This window comes from Paenibacillus sp. GL_099_B, assembly GCF_057835695.1.
In genome coordinates, this window is the sequence record NZ_CM174430.1 from 6767142 (window position 1) to 6787254 (window position 20113).

Genomic DNA, 20113 nt, shown 5'->3' on the forward strand with positions numbered 1-20113 from the left:
TAAGACTAACGACTCCAAGTGAGGCGTCTATTTATTTCTATACTCCACTCAAATCGAAATTATTTTCCAAAATCAACATCATACTGCCGGCACCGGCTGAGCTCCAACTTCCTCCTCATGATCCAACAGATCATGTTTCTCCCAAGCCCGGCTCTTCCAACGGAAATACATAATGACAGCTCGTGTCCACTCGTCTGCGGCAATCGCAAGCCATACACCGGCGAGCCCCATGTGAAGCTTGAACACCAGCAGATAGCCCAGCGGTAGGCTCATGCAGACCATGGAGATCAGTCCCATGTATACCGGGAACTTCGCATCACCTGCGGCACGAAGGGAACCAATAATCACAATGTTGCAGGTTCGCCCGGTTTCCAGCAGAAGACTTAGCAGGATGACCTGTGCCCCTAGCTTGATAATTTCCGGATTATCCGTGAACACACTCATCAGTGGAACACGGAAGAGAATAATAATTACATCGATCACAACCGTGGCGAGCAGCGCCCATTTTACACTGTCGAATACGCGTTTGTATGCATCGTTCTTGCGCCGTGCACCGACCAGTCGGCCAACAATAATGGAAGTTCCCATTCCGATCGCCATGCTGAATAGATAGATGTAGCTTGAAATGTTACCCGCATATTGCCGGGTTGCCATCGCTTCAGCACCCAGATAGGTCACGTACAATGTGAAGACGAGCTGGCAGGACTGATATACAACAGATTCCAACGCAGAGGGGATACCAATTCGCAAGATTTTGCTGATAAACTTCTTCGAAAGGTTGATGTAATAGCTAAACTCTACCCTTACATCCATAACCCGATAGAGTAACCAGAAGAAAATAATCAAACAGATCAGACGGCTCCCAACTGTAGAGATCGCTGCCCCTTCCACGCCAAGCTTCGGCATGCCGAAATGGCCAAAAATAAGGGCGTAGTTACCAACGACGTGAATCACGTTCATCAGAACGGAAACATACATCGTCTCTTTGGTGTAACCATGCGTACGAATCGTCGCGGCCAGCGCGTTAATCAGCGCCTGAAGGAAGATCCCGCCTCCGACAATACTTATATAAGAACGGGCAAAATCGTATATTTCACCTTGGATATGAAGCAGTGTAAGCAGATGTCCTCCTAACAGAAGGAAGCTTCCGCTCAGGATCAGTCCAACAATCAGATTTAGTGTAATCGCATTACCTGTGACCTGTGCCGCCTCACTCAACTTCTTCGAACCAATATATTGTGCCACAACAATAGCAGCGCCATGTCCAATGACTTCCAGTACAAGAATCGCAATGGAAATAATCTGGTTGGCTGCTCCGACTCCGGATACTGCATTATCGGACACTGAACTGAGCATGAACGTATCCACGCTCCCCATCAACATAAACAAGAAGAGTTCCAGGAAAATAGGCCATGTTAGCCGAATCAGATTCAGATCCTTGGCATCCGAACGCAGGGACTCTTTGGTTGAGGATATTGCTGTCATTTTCTCACCTTTCCCGTGTGGGCTTTAATTCTTAGGGTATGTTAGCACAGGTGGTTTGAAAATGCAGTAGTTTTGCGAAAAAACTTGAAAGTTTTTTGAAATTCCAATAATAGGTATTTTCAGTTCTTTCATTTAGTTTGCATTATAGAGAATAACTAAATTGATATACTCGTTATAAATACACGATTTCAGGAGATAGAAGAAGTCCGTAGCGATGAGCAAAAACCCTCACACAGCCCTATTGGATCGGGATATGTAAGGGTCCAAGGTTTAAATTAGCCAATAACTCATGTGTGGTGCTCAGGTCTATCCTTTTACCGATCCGGCAGCAATACCTTCCACAATTCGGTTGCTCAAGACGAGGAAAGCGATCAGGATCGGCAGGATGCTAATCATCAGTGTCGCACCAATCACTCCCCAATTTATTTCACTGAACCTTGCGTTACACCGTTGATAATCCATTTCTGTGCAAACAGGTAAATGATGATCATCGGCAGCAACGCCAGAAGGTACGATGCAAACGCCAGGTTGAAGTCGGTATTGAATTGACCCTGGAACACATATTGTACCAGGGGAAGCGTGTATTGTGCCGGATCACTAATAATAATGAGTGGCAGCAGAAAGTCATTATAGGTAGACAGACAAGTTAGAATACCAACCGTAGCACTGATCGGCGCCATCAACGGGAAAATGATTTTCCAGAACGTGCCCCAAGTTGTCGCACCATCTACGAAGGCTGCTTCCTCCAGCGCTACCGGAATGGACCGAATGTAACCTACATATACAAATACGTTAAAGGCGAGACCGTACACCGTATGCAGCAGGATAAGACCCAGAAGATTGGTCATTTCCAGTGATGCAGTCAGCTTAACAATCGGCAGCATAATGATTGGAAACGGAATGAACATCGCGCTGACGAAGTAATAATACAGCCCTTTGAAAAACTTCCGTTTCTCCATATTCCGGGCAATCGCGTAAGCAACCATAGAGTTACTGAGCAAGGTCAGAATGACTGTTGACGCAGTAACAATGGCACTGTTACGGAACGATTGGAAGAAGTTTGTCATGTCTATTGCACTTGCAAAGTTCTCCCAGTGGAGCGTTGTCGGAATGGCAAATACCGATTGGGCCATTTGCTCCGGATTCTTCAATGCGATTGTAACCGTCATATATAAAGGGAACAGAATGAACAAGGTACCCAGAATAATTAACAACATAACGGGCCAGTTGGTACGTAAACGGCTTCTCATTACAGATCCGTCTCCCTTCTTTGCAGGAACCGGATTTGCAGAATCGAAATCACCGCAATAACGATGAAATAGATAACCGAGTTCGCAGATTGATATGCATATTCGCCGCCTTCAAATCCACCCGTGTAGATCAGATGGGAGATGGACTGTGTTGCCCGTCCCGGTCCACCATTCGTCAAGGCCACGATCTGGTCAAAGACCATCAGTGAGTTTTTCATCGCCAGCACCATATTAATTGTGAAGAACGGGGCAATAAGCGGAAACGTAATGCTCCAGAATTCACGCCATTTTCCAGCGCCGTCCAGATTTGATGCTTCATACAATGTCGTAGGGATGGTTTGCAATCCCGCCAAATACAGAATCGTATTCAACGCGACTGATTGCCACACCGCTACAATTACGATCCCAATCCATGCCAGACTTTCGCTGCCCAGAATGTTGGTGGATAGGGCGTTGATGCCCAGGTTTTGTCCCCAGATCGGGAATACGTTGGAGAACAGGTAGTTAAATATGTAACCTACAATCAATACACTCAGGATATTCGGCAAGAAGTAGATGCCACGGAAAAAGTTACGGAACTTGATCTTGGCATTCAGCCCGAGTGCAATGAGCAGGCTTAGAATATTCGTAAGGATCGTTACAACGATCGCAAACTTGAAGGTAAACCAGTAGGCGTTGCCTACATTGTCATCTTGAAACAGATTGAAATAGTTTTTGAATCCAACAAAGTCATAACCTTTACCAAATCCGTTGTAGTTCGTAAAAGAATAATAGATCCCCTGAAGGGCCGGCAGCGTCATAAATACGAAGAACAATATTACCGCCGGAACCGTCATCCAGTAATAGGGCGCGATGCGCTTGTTCATACTCCATCCTCCTTCGGACAAGGCGTTATCGCCGATTCGCTACCTTGTCCCATTCTTTGTCGAGTGTATCCAGATAGTTGTCGATGTTCTTGTTCTGCAAAAAGGACTGTACGATGGAATTCAGCTGCACCGCAGCCGGAATATAGTGATCGGCGAAGTCGATAACCTTGCCCTGCTCAATGTAAGGTGTCAGTTCCTGTACAGCAGGATCATCTTGTTTTACACCTTCCACCGCAGAGAACAACGTCTGTTCCTCAATGTACTTGCCTATATTTTCAGGCTCTAGCAGAAACGCGATGAACTGCTCGGCCTGCTCCTTGTTCGGTGTATCTGCTGCAATGGTAAACAGGGAATCGATTCCGTTCACCAGCTTAATCTGGCTCGGATCATTGCCTGTCGGGAATGGGAAGAAACCAATCTCCACATTCGGGTTGGCTTTGCGAATCTCGGAGATCGCCCAGGTACCCTGGATGTACATATAAGCTTCGCCATTGGCAAAGGCACGGTTACCATCCGAATACGCTTTACCGAAGTTGTCGCCGTGACCGTAATTCATCAGCTCCAACTGCTTCTCCGCAACCTCACGGTATTTCTCCTTGAAGGTCACCTTGTTCTCGCGACGCTCCAGGTAGAAATCAATACCAACCAAGTTAGGTCCGAGTGCATTGAACGGCAGATTCGTCTGCCAGTCATCCTTGTATGTGAAGTAAAACGGAATTTTACCCGCATCCTTAATTTTTTTGGCTGTAGCAATCAGCTCGTCCCAGGTCTTGGGTACGTCCAGACCCATTTCTTTAAACAACGTTTTGTTGTACATGATGCCGTTTGCATTTGTAGCGTAAGGAACACCTGTCACTTCATCCATGCCCGTGACATCCTTCAGCATCTTTATGTAGTTGGGATCGATCGTTTTTAATAGTGGACTGTCTGTCAGATCGGCGAAAATATCACTCTGTGCAAGAATGGAATAGGTATCGGTTGCCCCCATTGCCATAATGTCTGGCACATCGTTCTTCACCACACGTGTCTTCAGCACCGTCTCCGCGTCAGGTGGATTCACCTGAGTGACCTGAATATCGGAGTGTTCGGCATTGAATGTTTTGATTAATTCGTCAAAGGTTCCTTTGGCTTCGGGTTTGTTCTGAAAAAATTCAACCTGCACTTTGCCGTTGGCATTATTCCCGCTGGTGCAGGAAGACAGAATTACAGCCGTTATTCCACAAAGCAGCATTAACCCGAGTGCCTTGGTAAGCGATGTTCTCATGTTGTACCTCCCTCAGCTTATATACGTAAAGATTTACCCATTAAATTAGTGAAGTAACCATGTGGTTAATCCTTCCACTGTTTTATACTTAGAGCGTTGACTATAATGTGTCCTATTATTCCTAAAACGGTTTCGGTAAAATTGAATCAGTCCCACTGAGCGCGAGTCCGGTCATCGGCATAACAAAAAAGGACATCGGAAAATGTCCAATGTCCCTCATGTATTCAATTACGACTGCTTATATCAAAGCTGTTGTTAACTTATTATGAACGCTCTATTTTCGGCAAAGCATTACGTAAACGCTTGGCCCGGTAACTCTGAAATGCACGGATCAGCATGCCGATAACCAGCATAACCACACCAACATTTATCGCAACATCCGCCAAATTAAGAATGCCACGTCCCGACGGAAATACGAGAAAATCCGTTACGCGTGCGTAGATAAAACGGTCAATTGCATTACCCAAGGCACCACCGACCATGAAGCCGGCACCCGCCTGCATCCAGAAACCGCGAATTTCACCTTTTCTCCGATAATACATCATGCCTGCCACGAATAGAATGGCGACCACACCGAACAGACGCGCATTCCCTTGAAACAGGCTGCCTGCCATTCCACTGTTCTCATAATGCTGCAATTGCATTCCCGAGTCGCCAAGCCTCATCGTGTCGCCAACTTCCATATACATCCTCACCGCCATCTTGGTTCCCTGATCAACCAAGGTAACCAGCAGTGCTACAAAATAAAATAACATTGTGCCACTCCTCCTGCCGGACGCTCAAAAGTTAAACTAAAGGGTCTCCGCTGTAACATTCCCTTCACTTTAACACACCCGAAGCGTTGTCACCAACTGGGTAGACCACGCGCATTACAAACCATCAGGAGGGATTTTTCCGCTTTAATATATGATAGGTATTGCTGAACATGCCGAACAGCACACCTGTAATCGGAAATATGGCCCAGTTAACGTCCCATCGCTGGTATACAAAGCCCGTGAATAGAAACAGCGCCGTTGCCAGAGGCCATACGATAGCCCCCACCGCTCCTACAATTCTTTCCTTCTCCTTCATATCAGCAGTAAAATGAGGCTCCTCCAGTAATTTCGTATAAGCCCCCTGGATATTGCCGTAATAAATGAACAGGAACACGCCCACCGCTGCCATTAACATAAAGAGAGAGACACCGTAAGATGCGTAGACATCGTTAATATATGCACCCGCAAAAATAAAAACGGGTGACAGCACGCACAGACCGACGCCTGTAATGATCGAAACGCGGTACGTCAGCGAGAAATGGGCCTGATTGCGTTGAAGTGACATCTTGAGCGCATAAGGCAACTGAAAGCCCTTCTCCATATACTTGAAGCGATCGAGCTTCATCCCGCTGTGAATAAACATGCCGACTGCAATGGCGATCAGTACAAACATCCCGATTAGTCCCAGCAGGCTGCCCGTTTCTATCGATCCTGTCATGGACTTGATATTGTTGTTTTCAAAAAATGTATCAAGGAATATCAGGAAAGCCACCCCGGATGCGCAGAGAAAAACGCCAAGTCCTGTCCACAGACCCACGCTGCGTTTGACAGCAGCATAATCGTAAGCCTCTTCCTCCGTTAGCACAGGTGCTGCTTCTCCGACCTCATCTGGTTGAATACCGAGCTCAGCTGTTAACTCCTCGATATTGCCAAATTCCGAAATCACAATACCAATTGCCTCATTCTCCGATTTGCCCTCTCGCTTCAGTTCCAAGTATTTATCTTCCATCCCCGAGAGAAGCTCCTGTTTCAAACGCTCCACCTCGGAGGTCTTCGGCAGACCAGCAAACATGTTTTCCAGATACACCATAATCGTCTCCATGCTCTGTCACCACTCCCTGATAAATAGATTCACAACCTCCTGCGTAACCTTCCATTCCTCGCATTTTTCCTTGTAATAATCGAGGCCCAGCGGCGTGATCCGGTAATACGTACGCCGCTTCCCAAGACTCTCATCCCGGTAGAATGATTCAATGTACCCGTTCTTCTCCAATCGGGTGAAGGCAGAATATAGTGTCGTCTCTTTCATCACATACTTCTCATCTGTCAGCTGCCTGATGTTTTTGGAAATCTCGTACCCGTACGACTCCCCTTCCAGCAGCATATAGAGAATTAGCGTATCGTTGTAGCCGCGTATAACATCACTGCTGATCACAAAAGGTAATCCTCCTCCGTTACTTCATCTGTCGTAGTAGTTGAAGTATATCATAACTTACTACGACAGGTGAAGTAGTTAGACATAAAATGGGCAAAAAAAATCCGTACCTGGAATAGGCACGGATGATAAATACTTTTATTGGAGTTAAAACCACAATTTTATTGAATAGCAGAGAGCAGATCCAGCAGCATAGATTTGAATTTCGGACGGTCAATGGCCTCGCAGACGCGTACATTCGGCTCTTTACCGAAACGTCCGTTGATATCCACAACGCTATATCCGCGCGTTAACTCTCCTGCTGCTTCTACATCCACATAATACTGACCGGATTTGGTCATGAGCGACTCATCTGCGGCAACAGCCATCAGCAACGTATCCGGATGAGTGGTGCCATTCAGTTTATGTACCGATTTGTTAAACTGCATAACTACTTTGTTGATGGCGGTGAAGAAATCCGCACCAGATGTACCCAGTGCTGCAATTTCAGCGTGATCATCATCATCCATAACAGAATATTGAGTACACATCTCCCAGCCAACCATGGTGATCGGAATGCCCGCGTGCAATACAATTTTGGCTGCTTCCGGATCTACATAGAAGTTATACTCCGCGGCTGGTGTGATATTACCCAGTGCATTATTTGTTCCACCCATGATGTAGAGGTGAGCAATCTCCGGAATAATGGTTGGGTCCTTCTGGATTGCCATCGCAATGTTGGTCAGGGGTGCAATGGCCAGAAGCGAGATCTCGCCCGGCTGTGCGTGTACCTTTTCAATAATAAAATCAACTGCATGCCCTGCCTCTGGACGCTGGTCTGCCTTCGGGAAATGGGCTCCGCCCATGCCGTCATCGCCATGTACGTCTTCCACCGTGCGGTGTTGGGCCTTACCATAGGCCATCAATGGGCGTTCGCACCCTTTGTACACAGGCACCTTGCCGCCATGTCCTGCAACCTGTACCGTGTACAGGGCATTTTCAACCTCCTGGTCAAACTGTACATTCCCGCCTGTAATCGTAATGCCCTCCACCTGGAAATGGTGCAGTGCCGTCAGGATCGCAATCGTATCGTCTCCTGCTGTATCTGTATCGATGATGACTTTTCTCATGATGCCGCGCTCCTTCTTCGTTGAATTGATATTCATTCCAAATAAACACTAGGGTTTATTTTACATCAAAAACGTACCAATGACGATGGAAACGCCGATGATAATGGAACGCAGCAGCTGTGCTACCGCCATGTTTCCTCGGGCGATCTCGTCACATACCCGCATCTTTGGGGTAAGGAAGTCAAATATAATATAGACCAGACACAAAATAATGATTCCCAGCGCCGACCAGAGCAGCATATCCAGCCACGAATGCGTGGAGAAGGACACCATGCCCACAATGATACACAGGCCCAGCAATTTGCTGCCCATATACATGCCTGCCGCCTCGTTACCTTTCGCGATTTCCTCGCTATCGTTATACCGGGTCAATTGGCTAAAAGCGAAATACCCACATACCAATACTACCAGCAAAATGCCTACACTCGCCCCTGAATACTTCTTCATGACTGAACGGCAGCTGGTATATATGCCTCATCAGGTTCTAACCTCCCGAACTGCGGAAGAAGCTGCCAAAGCCGCTCGATTTTGAACTGGATTTGCTGTAGGAGCTGCTATCCTTGTTGCTCCGATAGGACGATCCGCCACCGTAATAATAGTGCCCACTGCTGGAGTCATACTCACATCCGGTATCGTATTCCGGGTCACACTCGTCGCTATTGCTGCTACAACCGGATAATACGGCCGGAACCGCAAGCATTAGCGAGAAGGCAACCAGCTTGGCGCGTGATCCAGGTTTGGGTTTGGGATTTTCGTCCATTACAAATCTACCTCCTTCATAAAAAACAACACTTTCTTGCGATCCGCATCCAACACGGAATACACAAATTCATAGGTCGTACCGCCACGGACCATGTAATGGTCCAGCAGTTGCTCGGCAAGCTCCATCGTGTACGAGGAGGATTCTGCCAGGTCCAATTCCTGAAACGCACTCCCATTCCACAGCATATATTCCGCACTGTACATGGAGGACATTTTACACATTGCCAGTGCAGCGTCCGCAATCTCTGTACCGTATTCCGCAGGTTTTTGATTGTCATACTCGGTCACGTAAACTGCATGCTCCCGACGATCCTCGCATTCATTGGATAGATGCGCCCAGAGCTTATTTTTCATCAGGGTAGCATCGACCAGCTTGCGCATGAAAAGCTCATCGCGAGTAACCGATACCTGCTCCAGTACGCCCGTTTCCACCTGCCGGTCATCCGACCAGTTCCGATAAGTCAATGAATAATAAATAACGATAACCTGCCTTTCTGTGAGCTCTAAGAGGAGCCGTTTCAATACACACAAACGTATTTAACGCATGAGAAGGAAAAAAGTTACACTATTCCCGATGACATGTAAAAAAGCATTTTGCATAAATCCCAAGAGCGTTTTTCAATCAGCAAGATATAGATCGAAACGAATCTATTCTTCTAGATCTTGTACCTGCGAGCGCTACGCAACTTTAACAGCCAATTACCTCAGATCTCATCGTGTCATAATGCTAACTTTGAAAATCAAAAAGGCCAGAGAACTTTCTCCGGCCTTCTTTCCTTCTTTATCTATTTCAAGATCTATTTCAAGATCAGCTCCATAATCTGACCTGTCTCACAGCTCTGCCCACTGGGCCAACATATCATTGTATTCACCAGACAATTGCTCACGTTCGTTCCATATTTGCTCCAGCTCGTTTGGATTATCCTGCAAGGATTCAAGCTGACGATCCATCTCCTGGATTTGCCCTTCAAGACGGGCCAGTCTTTGCTCGAATTGTTCTGCGGACAGCTTTTTGGAAGTGACCGTTGTATCAGGCGCTCTACCGGACTTCGTCTCCTGTTTCGGTTTTGAACTCCCACGTGATGGAGTGGCAACAACTGCTATATGCTGATTTGCCGCGGCTGCGCGGGCTTGCAGATCAAGCTTCTTCTCGCGATAGGCTTCATAGTCTCCCAGATAAGCGGTCATCCGCCCATCCTCCAGTTCCCACACGCGGGAAGCGAGTCGATTGACGAAGTAGCGGTCATGTGAGATTGCAAGCACCGTGCCTTCGAAATCAACAAGCGACTCTTCGAGTGCTTCCCTTGAAGCGATATCCAGATGGTTGGTCGGTTCATCCAGCAGAAGCACATTCGGCTTGCGCTGAACCAGCAGAGCCAGCCGAAGCCGTGTCCATTCCCCACCGGATAACTGTCCTACCGAGCGAAATACATCTGCTCCATAGAATAGATATCGGGCCAAAATGCCGCGTGCTTCTCCTTCTTCCACGCCCGCTTCCAGACGGAAGTACTCCAGCACATTCAGCCTCGGATTGGAAGGCTCCTCCTGCTGGGCCAGATAGCCCACATCTACACGTGCACCCCACTCCAGGTTGCCTGCACTTGGCTGTTCCTCTCCCAGCAGCAGCTTGAACAACGTTGTTTTGCCTGAACCATTACGTCCAATAAGGGCAATTTTGTCGCCATATTCGAGTAATCCTGATACACCTCGCAGAATCAGACGTTCTCCATAAGCCTTTTCGACTTGTTCTATCACAGCCACCCTTTTTCCCGTACGGTCTGTAGGGCGTACATCGAAGTCGGCGTTACGCCGCTCCAGTACCGGGCGTTTCACCTGTTCCATCCGTTCGATTGCTCTACGCATAGAGGCTGCTCGTTTGAAGAACTTTTCATTGTCCCCGATTCGACCCCATTCTTCTAGTTTTCGTATCGTTTCTTTCATTTTTTTGATCACCTTCTGCTGCTCCTTGAACTCCTCGAATTGCTGCAGCAGTCGTAGTTCCTTTACTTTCATATATTCCGTATAACCGCCAGCGGACGTTTCTGCTTCTCCATCCTCCAGCTCTAACGTCCGGGATGCTACACGGTCCAAAAAGTAGCGATCATGTGAGATCAGGATAATCGTACCTGTGTACTCACGCAAAAATCCTTCCAGCCATTCCACCCGCTCCAGATCAAGATGGTTGGTGGGCTCATCCAGCAATAACAGATCAGGCCTTACAATCAGCTGTGAAGCCAGTACAACCCGGGTCTGTTCACCACCAGACAACGAACCAAAACGCCATCCGTAATGCTCCTTCGCAATATCCAGACCGTCTGCCACCTGATCGATCCGGGCATCCATCTCATATCCACCCTCGCGCTCGAACTGGTCTTGCAATGCCGCGTACCGCTTCAATAGTCGCTCCAATTGGTTCAGATCGGCTGCACAGTCCGGATCGGACATCTGCTGCTCCATATCCTTCATTTGACTCCGGCACGCCATAAGCTCCCTGAATCCAAGACTCAGCACATCCAGCACTGTGTAATCGTCCATTCCTTCCGGCACCTGAGCCACGTAACCGATACGTGTATCCTTCTTGATCATCAATTGTCCTTCATCCGGTTGATTCAGTCGTGCTATCAAACGCATCAATGTTGTTTTACCGCTTCCGTTGCGGCCGATTAGGGCGACCTTGTCGCCTTCCATAATTTCAAACGTAATGCCGTCCAGCACCAGATGTGCTCCGTGGTATTGGGTCAGTTGTTGTGCGCTAATAATCATCATAATAAGGTTCCTCCTATGGATTGGAAGATCCTGACCGCAACACAAAAAGAGCCGCAGGAGGTTAGCTCCGCGGCCCTTCAGAATTCAAGCAAAATTGCTTATCGTCCGAATGAGGTCAAGGCAGGCATCTTCTCGCAAATGTTAATTTCCGTATATTCAAAATTGGACAGACTTCTCCCGTTGGTTGGAAAAGTATGAACAATGCCAGCCATAGCAATCGGCAGCTGGCTAATACGGTTGTTAAGCATCTCGTGATTCACCTGTCTTCACCTCCCTTGTCATAATTAATGTCAATATATCACAGACGAATGCATTCCTGCAACCGCCCTATCGTCCAATTCACTCTTACTGTACAGCAGCTTAACCCTCAGATTAATTCCTTCTCCGACGCCGAAACACCACATCCGTGATCGCCACCGTAATTAGTGTCAACATTCCCGCTGTACCTAGCGATACACCAAGCAAGGCATAACCAATGCCGTTCCACCCGCCAATATCAATGCTAATCATGATCACAACGGCTCCGCCGAGCAAGGCCACACATGGCAGTATATATTGAACCCCGGTCATTCGACGTCCCTGCAACCGATAGATGAGCCAATCGATCAGCAGCTGCACAGCCCACATGCCAAGCGTCCACAGGATGAGTACTTCCATAAGGTTCTCCTCCTTCTTGCTGAATGGTTAGAGCCTTCGCTACAGACCTCTCATTACTTCAACCAGTTGGCAAAGAACTCCCGGTACCCCTCTTTCATGATCGTGCGCGAAAAAGCACCAAAGGCATACTCACGGTTGTCTTCCGACACACTGCGCGGCGCGGCAACAGCCATGTTCACCAGTTCAAACCAGTTATCCTCATTGCCTGCAAAGGCATGCGTGGAACGGATGTGTCCATAGCAGGCATGCTCCGGCTTCACAACCATTTTGCCCATCGCCATGGCTTCGGTCAGCGGCATTGCAAACGTATCAAAGGCCGAACAGCTCCAATACACCTTGGACGAGTTCATCAGGGTAAATACTTCATCCTGTGTCAGCGCGAATTGCAATTTTACGTTGTCCGGAATGTTGTATTTCTTCATGCTTTCCTCATAGCGGCGACCGCCGAATACCATGTATACTTCCTTGTCCGGGTTCTGCCGGGCGTATTCCAGCACCAGATCCGGGCGACGATTCGCTTCATCCCGACCGATCCAGAGCACACGATTATGCACAACCTGACTCGGGTCGTAGTGGCGATGCGCCAGCTCTTCGTTGAAGCCAATCGGGATAACGTTCACGTCATGTACACCGAAATTGCGGCCCAGTTCTGTTTTTAGGAACTCCGTCTGCACAATCGCTTTATCCACCATCGTATAAAATGGCTTCATCATCTCATGCCCTGTCAGCGCCGGGTCGGGAAAACTGTGCGGGAACAACACACTCTTCGGTAAAAACATCTTCAAGAACGTAAACCCGGATACGGTGTAGATGACATGCTCTATATTTTGGCTGTATATCTGGTCCAGTACGATATCATAGTTCACCAGGTCGCCTTTCTCATGCTCATAACCCGGCAACCAGTCATACCCGCTGACATGGCGCTCTGGCGAGATGAACACAATCTCCACGCCCAGCTCCAGCCCAATCTGCTTCAACCGATCCGCAAATACACGCGGGCCCTGTGCCTCCGTGAATTGAATTTTACGCATTACGAGTCCTACTTTACGCATGTTCTGCACCCCTCATTTCTATTCCCTACAACACTGCTTCATGCACTGTTTCAGCGTCATTGCCGTCTCGTGCCACTGGTTCCGCAGCTGTTCCTCCGGCCATACACAGTCTGCACTTCTCAGATCCCCATCAATCAGACGCAGCATCCAGAGCGAGAATACAATGGCATATGCACTGTACCACCTTTTAAAAGAAACCCGGTCAACCTGAACGCTATGGCGCTCCAGCCCGTCCAGATAAACATCAATAATCCGCTCCCGCAGCTCAGGCGTAACGGTTCTCGGGAACAGCGGATGCGATAAATCCACCAGATGATACACGTCCCAAAGAGCCGTATTCAGATGCGCATGCTCCCAATCGATAATCACCAGCCTGCCATTCACATCCGCCATGTTGCCGGGATGGAGATCTCCGTGACACAAGACACGAGGTAACTCCTCCTCCGCCGCATGGATTAGCGCGGCGATGTTGTGCCAATCCGATGGTGACAGCGAGATCTCCAGCTTGGACAACAAATCAGCGGTGGATTCCTTTTGCCCAAGCAGATCATCCAGTATGTCCCGAATTGGCGGTTTCTGACCCACCCGGGGCAGCTCACCCCAATCAGCAACAGATAACGTGTGCCACTCCGCCATATGTGCAGCAGCAGCCAGCAACGTCTCTTCCCGCGAATCATGCACCAGTTCGCCCAGATCCTCATAAATAATCCAGCTCTGTTCCGCGTTAATTTCACGGTCTGATGCAGCAATTAGCGCTGGATATATAGGCGGCAATACAGACAGCACATGCCTCGACATCCATTGCTCACGCCCATATTGTGCAGGATTGGTCAGCGGTTTGAAAATATAACTTTCCCCAGTACGAACAGTGAAACGCTCCACATATTTACCATTCATGCCTTTGTAGAGCCTTTCCCTGCTTGTTATATATTGTTCATTCAACGTCCCTGCGGGAGTCACCCAGCGATGCGCCTGCACGTCTTCATTCACGCCATTCACCATCCATTTCGTTCCCAAGGTCTGGAGCTGGCGCCGCTGATGTTTGCTTTGCAGCCCCACTACTGTCCAAGCTCCTTTGCCCGTCTATCCGTTATTATTTCTATCCATCATACGTTGCCGTTCATAAGCCTGCAAGCTTTGAGCGAAAGCACTTTTCCTAGCGTTAAATAAGAGATTTCGAAATGTTAGTTGCAATTTAGTTAGTAATCACTTACTATACAATCATGAAGAACAAACCTCATGTTGATAGCAAAAAGAAAGACATCCTACAAGCGGCGATGCGCTTGTTTGCAACCAAAGGCGTTGACGGCATTTCCGTCAAAGAGATCGGTGACGCCGCCGGAGTAACGGATGCGGCGATCTACAAACATTTTAAAAACAAAGATGCCGTTGCCCTTGAGGCCTTCACCCAATATTGCGCGGACTATACTGCATTAATTGACGGGTATGTTCGCCAGGATGGTCCGGTGCTGGAACGCTTCCGGCAACTGATTACCGAAGTTCTCCACCTGCATGATGAAGATCCCTACGGACTGCTGCTGATTTCACAAAATCACGAGATTTTCATTGAAGCTGGAAGCAGTGAGGATTACCGTCAGCCGCTTGATGCGTTGATTGATCTAATCGATCAGGGGATTATGCGAGGTGAACTGCCAGATCAGGATTCACGGCTCACAGCCGTTCTGGTCATTGGTGCCATTACGCGCCTGGCCGTATCCAGTATGCAAGGTGAACTGCCGGAGCTGCTTGTTCCATACACCGGGGAAACCGTTCACCGACTTGCGTTGATGTTGGGTCAGGTAACGACTGAGTTGGGATAACACCCGACGGATTGCATCTCAAATTCGTTCCGATCAGATCAGGCAATAATCATTGGAATAAGTATGCGCCTATACACAAGACCAGCTTCATCCGACTTCAGGATATTCCTGAATGTTTACCAGGTCATTCGTGACCTTTTCTTTTTGCACATGAGGTTAGCGTTCATTAACTAAAATAGTCAGGACGTGTCATCACTATGAAGAAAATATTAATCATCCAAGGCAACCCCGTCTCCCCAAGTTACAATGGCGCAATCGCCGAAGCTTATCGTAAAGGCGCTGTGCAGGCAGGTGCTGAGGTTCGCATGATCACCCTAAACGAGTTGGAATTTAACATGAATTTAGAAGGTGGATACCGCAATAAACTTCCACTCGAACCCGACTTACTGGAAGCCCAAGAGGCGATTAAATGGGCAGAGCATCTCGTATGGGTATTTCCGATTTGGTGGGGAGGACCACCAGCTTTATTCAAAGGATTCATCGACCGCATCTTCATGCCAGGCTATGCCTTCAAGTATCACAAAGGTAAACTTTTCCCGGATCAACTGCTCAAAGGTCGCACCGCACGCATGATCACCACCATGGACGGTCCGAACTGGTACTACAAATGGTTCCAGGGTGAACCTGCACACAAAATGATGAAGATCTCCACCTTTGCTCTGACAGGCATCAAACCTGTGCGCATAACACCTGTAGATCTAGTGGGCAAACAGTCCGAGGAACAGAGAAAGAAATGGTTGGAGAAGATTGAGCAGCTTGGACGGAAATTGGGGTAAAAAAATTAAAACTAAACCAAAAAAAGATACTGCGTGCATAAGCACAGCAGTATCTTTGTCCATAGATGAACGCTATTCAAGTGGATGGGATAACTCAACTCCAAGACAGACTAGGCCTCCACTGCAATGCCTTCATAGAAACGACGAATGACCTTCTCGGCTGGTTTACCGTAAACTCCGTATCCATCATCACCCAGGGCATCCTTCTCTTGATGCAGATGCGCGCTCCAGTCCCACAGACCAAATCCGCGTACCCACTCCCTCTTGCTGGCATGACGGAACATGGTTTCATAGAACTGCTCCTGCTCCTCCGCGCTGACCGCTCCTTCTAACCCCCAGTCGTTTGGCACCTGTGCCGATCCACTGCGGCTAGGGCAACCCGCTTCTGCGAAGAAAAAAGGTTTGCCGTAGGGTGCAATGACATGCTCAATACGATCCAATTGCGCTTCCCAATCTCCAATGGGATAATATCCGCTCGACGAGATGACGTCTACGGCATCCCACCAATTCACATGCCCTTCCTGATACTTGTCGGTGTTGTAGGATACTAGCCCGGAATACACTTCACGCACTCCCGTGATGACCTCGCGCCATTCCTGGCTCCGACGCTCAGACTGCACCATCTCACAACCCACAATAAACATCTCGCATTTCTCACGCTCTGCAATGGCTGCATAATGCTTCTGATACACGGTATAACTGTGGAACCAGTCTTTCCATTTCGGCTCACACGGCACATCGATATCAAAGAAGTTAATGTGTGCACGCCATGTGCCATCGGTGCAATTGACGGTTGGTTTCAGAATGACCCGCAGTCCGAGCGTACGGGCATAACGGATCATATCCACCAATTCATCGTCTTCCACCATATGTTCACCCTCATATTTGACCTCTACAGCCTGCGGATGATCCTGATGTGCCGCCAGTGCAAAAATAACATACGAACTGCCAGTGCGTTCAGCCATCAGACGCAAGGATTCTTTCGCTTCCGGCTTGCGGAAGTCTCCCCTGCCACTCATCCAGCCAAATGTAAATCCCTTGATGTATTCCATATGCATTGTTCCGCAATGCCCCTTTTCACTTAATATAAAATAAATGACCGAATGTATACACGTCCCACTACGATTGCAGTCCCATCTTCCGATCGCCGTTATCCCCAGATTTTTCTGAATCCCCTTATGAAAGGGAAAATCCGAGGATAAATGCGAACACTTCGTTTCTTCAGATCGGTTCTGCACTCTCCGTTATTGTTGTATATTTCAGCTTTATTTAAAATTGTTTCATTATAATTTGCCTTCCTCACGGTCTCCGGCAATGACTTCATCAGTCTCGACGACGTAGTTCACAATCTCTTCGACAGTGGTATAAGCGACTCCAACGTATGTGTCGGCTGCACCATAATAGATGGCAATCCGTCCTGTCTCCGCATCATGCAATGTGGCACAGGGGAAGACGACATTGTCCACAAACCCTTGCTCCTCATACCATTTTTCCGGTGTCAGTACGAAGTTGGAGGAACGATATTTTACTTTCGATGGCTCATCCAGATCCAGAATGACCGCACCCATGCTGTAGACAAAACCATTACAAGTCCCGGTTACGCCGTGGTAGAACATCAGCCAGCCTTCGGACGTTTCAATCGGTGCTGGACCGCCGCCAATTTTGACCGACTGCCACCAGCCCTGACCACCTTTGCTCATGACATGACGGTGCTTGCCCCAGTACACGAGATCCGGACTTTCGCTCAGAAAAATGTCCCCGAACGGCGTATGTCCGCTGTCGCTTGGTCTGGACAACATCACATAGTTATCATTGATTTTACGTGGAAACAACACGCCATTCCGGTTGAACGGCAGCATCGGATTTTCGAGACGCACAAACGTTTTGAAATCATCCGTTTTGGCCAAACCCAACGCTGCACCGTAGAAATCGGTACACCAGATGATGTAATACGTATCTTCTACTTTCACCAGACGCGGATCATATGCATAGTTCGGCATGAAGGGATCGCCGTTCTCATCCACAAAGGCAATACGTTTCTCTTCAATATTCCACTCAAGGCCATCCTCACTGGAACCCATATGAAGATGCGGACGTCCATTAATGGTTTCTGCGCGGAATACCCCGATGAATTTTCCTTCATATGGAATCACTGCACTGTTGAAAATACGGGCAATTCCCTTGACTGGGTTACGCGGCACAATCGGGTTCGTGGAGTGTCTCCATACCGGACCTTCCGTGCCCTCCGGTTTATCCTCCCAAGGCATATTCGGCAATGCATCCCCAACAATGTGTACATTTTTCGTATCAACAACTGTCATCGTTTCATTTCTCCCTTCGTTTTTTATTTAACGGAGCCTTGCGCGAAGCCATTGTAGATGTACTTCTGTAGCAGCAGGAAGATGATCATCGTTGGAATGATGGCAATCATGATCCCAGCGCTGATGACCTCCCACTGTGATCCGAATGGCCCCTTGAATTTGAAAAGAGCCGTGGATATGACCTGCAAGTCTGTCTTGGGCATGTACAGGAATGGTGTGTAAAAATCGTTGTAGATGTTGACACCCTTCACGATAATGACCGTTACAATCGCTGGTTTCAGGAGTGGCAGAATGATTCTCCAATAGATCGTGAAGTAGGAAGCGCCGTCCAGCATGGCCGATTCATCCAGCGCATTCGAGATGGAACCCAGGAATTGCAGAAAGATATACACCGCGATGATATCTGTACCAAGGTACATCACAATGGCTGCCCATCTGGTATTGAACAGATCGAGCGCGTTGATGATCTGGAATGTGGCGACCTGTGTCGTTACACTTGGGATTAACGTGGCGAGCAGAAACGCGGCGACCATGATTTTCTTGCCTTTGAATTTGAAACGATCCAGCACATACGCGATCATGGAACCCGTTAAAGTGGCACCCACGATGGAGATGATCAGGATGATAATCGTATTTTTGAAACCAACCAGCATGTTGCCGTCCACAAAAGCCTTGGTATAGTTCGCAAAGTTCAGCCAATTGGCTGGTGGGGCAAGCGGACTGCTGGTCGCATATTCTGCATTGGTTTTGAGTGATGCAAATAGCACCACAACGATGGGTACAAGCGCAATGAACGCTGCGAGAATGAGTGAAGCATATTTAAATATGCTCGCAAGGGTGTATTTGAATGGTTGCACGTTCATTCCTCCCCTTTCATGGTGACACGCTGAACCAGCGTAACAAGAATGACAATAAACAGCAGCACAACAGCCATCGCTGACGCCAAGCCCAGCTTGCCGTACTTAAATGCCAAGTGAACGGTCTGGATCACAAACGTCTCACTGCCGTTGGAACCATCGGTCATAATGTATGGAATATCGAACGCACTGATTGCGCCGCTAATCGCCAAAATCAGGTTGAGCTGCAGGATGCGCGTAATGCTCGGCAGGATGATATGGCGGAACTGCTGCCAGCGATTGGCCCCGTCAATATCCGACGCTTCATAGACATCCTTTTGAATGGAAGAGATCGCACCCAGGAAGATAATGAAGTTAAAGCCCATGTATCTCCATACCGATGCGCCTGCGAGCGACACGTTAATAATGTTCTGATTCCCAAGCCAGAGCTGAGTGTATTGTCCAAGCCCGACAGCCTGCATAAGTGTATCGAGGGTCCCGTCCGGTTTGAAGAAAAAGAGGAAGATAAATCCGATGGCTACGCCATTCAGCAGATAGGGAAAGAACAATATGCCCTTGAAAAAGTTTTTGCCGCGGATTTTGAAGCTCAGAATCGTGGCAAAGTAGAGAGCCAGGCCCATTTGTACGAAGGTGGCTACAAAATAATACAAACTGACAATAAATACTTTAAAATACTCAGGGTCACTGAATATCCGCGTGTAATTCTCAAATCCCACATAGTCGAACCTTTTGCTGTATCCGTTCCAATCGGTGAAGCTGTATTTGAACATATTAATGACAGGCAAATAAGCAAACGTGAACAGCAGTGCCAGTGGAATGATCGAGAAGGCACAGATGATAAATATGCGTTGCGCTGAGTAGCCCCAATTCGAAATCTTCAAGTATTTCATGCTCTCCACACCTCCAAGCGGTTCTGCCGCTTTTATATCGAAAGACTC

The 20113-nt window shown here is 48.0% G+C and carries 22 protein-coding genes and 1 pseudogene; 2 read left to right on the forward strand and 21 right to left on the reverse strand.

What is annotated here, in order from left to right; genetic code table 11:
• Nucleotides 1-78: 78 nt before the first annotated feature.
• The 17 genes and pseudogenes from AC3ITG_RS30700 to AC3ITG_RS30780 form a co-directional block, all read right to left on the reverse strand.
• Nucleotides 79-1485, reverse strand: a complete 1407-nt coding sequence (locus AC3ITG_RS30700; RefSeq protein WP_063567592.1) for an MATE family efflux transporter — start codon at nt 1483-1485, stop codon at nt 79-81.
• Between the two features lie 306 nt (nt 1486-1791).
• Nucleotides 1792-1908: pseudogene (locus AC3ITG_RS30705) on the reverse strand (carbohydrate ABC transporter permease); the annotation flags it as partial.
• Entirely contained in the window at nt 1908-2735 is an 828-nt protein-coding gene (locus AC3ITG_RS30710; RefSeq protein ID WP_053782648.1) for a carbohydrate ABC transporter permease, read from the reverse strand. The pseudogene AC3ITG_RS30705 and the gene AC3ITG_RS30710, both read right to left, overlap by 1 nt.
• Nucleotides 2735-3601, reverse strand: coding sequence for a carbohydrate ABC transporter permease (locus tag AC3ITG_RS30715; protein ID WP_063567591.1), 867 nt, complete (start codon nt 3599-3601; stop codon nt 2735-2737). Before AC3ITG_RS30715 ends, AC3ITG_RS30710 begins: the two co-directional genes overlap by 1 nt.
• Before the next feature lie 25 nt (nt 3602-3626).
• Nucleotides 3627-4832: an ABC transporter substrate-binding protein gene (locus AC3ITG_RS30720; protein ID WP_489254553.1), complete on the reverse strand. Its 1206-nt coding sequence runs from the start codon at nt 4830-4832 to the stop codon at nt 3627-3629.
• Between the two features lie 296 nt (nt 4833-5128).
• Nucleotides 5129-5620 carry a signal peptidase II gene (gene lspA / locus AC3ITG_RS30725; protein ID WP_413374106.1) on the reverse strand — a complete coding sequence of 164 codons (492 nt, stop codon included), beginning with the start codon at nt 5618-5620 and terminating at the stop codon, nt 5129-5131.
• Between the two features lie 124 nt (nt 5621-5744).
• On the reverse strand, nt 5745-6722 hold the full coding sequence (locus tag AC3ITG_RS30730) for a permease prefix domain 1-containing protein (RefSeq protein ID WP_489252290.1): 978 nt from the start codon (nt 6720-6722) through the stop codon (nt 5745-5747).
• Nucleotides 6723-6728: 6 nt separating this feature from the next.
• On the reverse strand, nt 6729-7055 hold the full coding sequence (locus AC3ITG_RS30735; protein ID WP_079695459.1) for a PadR family transcriptional regulator: 327 nt from the start codon (nt 7053-7055) through the stop codon (nt 6729-6731).
• Between the two features lie 161 nt (nt 7056-7216).
• The gene (locus tag AC3ITG_RS30740; RefSeq protein WP_413374104.1) at nt 7217-8164 is read right to left on the reverse strand and encodes a nucleoside hydrolase; all 948 of its coding nucleotides are present in this window, start codon (nt 8162-8164) and stop codon (nt 7217-7219) included.
• Nucleotides 8165-8224: 60 nt separating this feature from the next.
• Nucleotides 8225-8611: a DUF350 domain-containing protein gene (locus AC3ITG_RS30745; protein WP_489252291.1), complete on the reverse strand. Its 387-nt coding sequence runs from the start codon at nt 8609-8611 to the stop codon at nt 8225-8227.
• A 37-nt stretch (nt 8612-8648) separates the two neighbouring features.
• Nucleotides 8649-8924 carry a hypothetical protein gene (locus AC3ITG_RS30750; RefSeq protein WP_063567585.1) on the reverse strand — a complete coding sequence of 92 codons (276 nt, stop codon included), beginning with the start codon at nt 8922-8924 and terminating at the stop codon, nt 8649-8651.
• Nucleotides 8924-9358, reverse strand: a complete 435-nt coding sequence (locus AC3ITG_RS30755; RefSeq protein ID WP_489252292.1) for a hypothetical protein — start codon at nt 9356-9358, stop codon at nt 8924-8926. The genes AC3ITG_RS30750 and AC3ITG_RS30755 overlap by 1 nt, the downstream gene beginning before the upstream one ends.
• A 399-nt stretch (nt 9359-9757) precedes the next feature.
• Nucleotides 9758-11692, reverse strand: a complete 1935-nt coding sequence (gene abc-f / locus AC3ITG_RS30760; RefSeq protein WP_489252293.1) for a ribosomal protection-like ABC-F family protein — start codon at nt 11690-11692, stop codon at nt 9758-9760.
• A 98-nt stretch (nt 11693-11790) separates the two neighbouring features.
• Nucleotides 11791-11952, reverse strand: a complete 162-nt coding sequence (locus tag AC3ITG_RS30765; RefSeq protein WP_379437295.1) for a hypothetical protein — start codon at nt 11950-11952, stop codon at nt 11791-11793.
• Nucleotides 11953-12064: 112 nt separating this feature from the next.
• Complete coding sequence (locus tag AC3ITG_RS30770; protein ID WP_489252294.1) at nt 12065-12349, reverse strand: YesK family protein; 285 nt, start codon at nt 12347-12349, stop codon at nt 12065-12067.
• 53 nt (nt 12350-12402) lie between these two features.
• Nucleotides 12403-13401 carry a glycosyltransferase gene (locus AC3ITG_RS30775; RefSeq protein ID WP_489252295.1) on the reverse strand — a complete coding sequence of 333 codons (999 nt, stop codon included), beginning with the start codon at nt 13399-13401 and terminating at the stop codon, nt 12403-12405.
• 18 nt (nt 13402-13419) lie between these two features.
• The gene (locus tag AC3ITG_RS30780; RefSeq protein WP_489252296.1) at nt 13420-14460 is read right to left on the reverse strand and encodes a phosphotransferase family protein; all 1041 of its coding nucleotides are present in this window, start codon (nt 14458-14460) and stop codon (nt 13420-13422) included.
• A 164-nt stretch (nt 14461-14624) separates the two neighbouring features.
• On the opposite strand from AC3ITG_RS30780, the gene AC3ITG_RS30785 reads away from it, so the two are divergent.
• Together AC3ITG_RS30785 and AC3ITG_RS30790 are read left to right on the forward strand one after the other, a co-directional pair.
• On the forward strand, nt 14625-15221 hold the full coding sequence (locus AC3ITG_RS30785; RefSeq protein WP_489252297.1) for a TetR/AcrR family transcriptional regulator: 597 nt from the start codon (nt 14625-14627) through the stop codon (nt 15219-15221).
• A gap of 197 nt (nt 15222-15418) precedes the next feature.
• Nucleotides 15419-15997 carry an NAD(P)H-dependent oxidoreductase gene (locus AC3ITG_RS30790; protein ID WP_217504699.1) on the forward strand — a complete coding sequence of 193 codons (579 nt, stop codon included), beginning with the start codon at nt 15419-15421 and terminating at the stop codon, nt 15995-15997.
• A gap of 110 nt (nt 15998-16107) precedes the next feature.
• Here AC3ITG_RS30790 and AC3ITG_RS30795 read toward each other — a convergent pair whose 3' ends face one another.
• The 4 genes from AC3ITG_RS30795 to AC3ITG_RS30810 form a co-directional block, all read right to left on the reverse strand.
• Entirely contained in the window at nt 16108-17049 is a 942-nt protein-coding gene (locus AC3ITG_RS30795; protein ID WP_489254554.1) for a glycoside hydrolase family 113, read from the reverse strand.
• A gap of 231 nt (nt 17050-17280) precedes the next feature.
• Nucleotides 17281-18318, reverse strand: a complete 1038-nt coding sequence (locus AC3ITG_RS30800; protein ID WP_489252298.1) for a glycoside hydrolase family 130 protein — start codon at nt 18316-18318, stop codon at nt 17281-17283.
• 23 nt (nt 18319-18341) lie between these two features.
• Nucleotides 18342-19181 carry a carbohydrate ABC transporter permease gene (locus tag AC3ITG_RS30805; RefSeq protein WP_063567578.1) on the reverse strand — a complete coding sequence of 280 codons (840 nt, stop codon included), beginning with the start codon at nt 19179-19181 and terminating at the stop codon, nt 18342-18344.
• Entirely contained in the window at nt 19178-20065 is an 888-nt protein-coding gene (locus AC3ITG_RS30810; RefSeq protein WP_489254555.1) for a carbohydrate ABC transporter permease, read from the reverse strand. Before AC3ITG_RS30810 ends, AC3ITG_RS30805 begins: the two co-directional genes overlap by 4 nt.
• Nucleotides 20066-20113 lie beyond the last annotated feature (48 nt).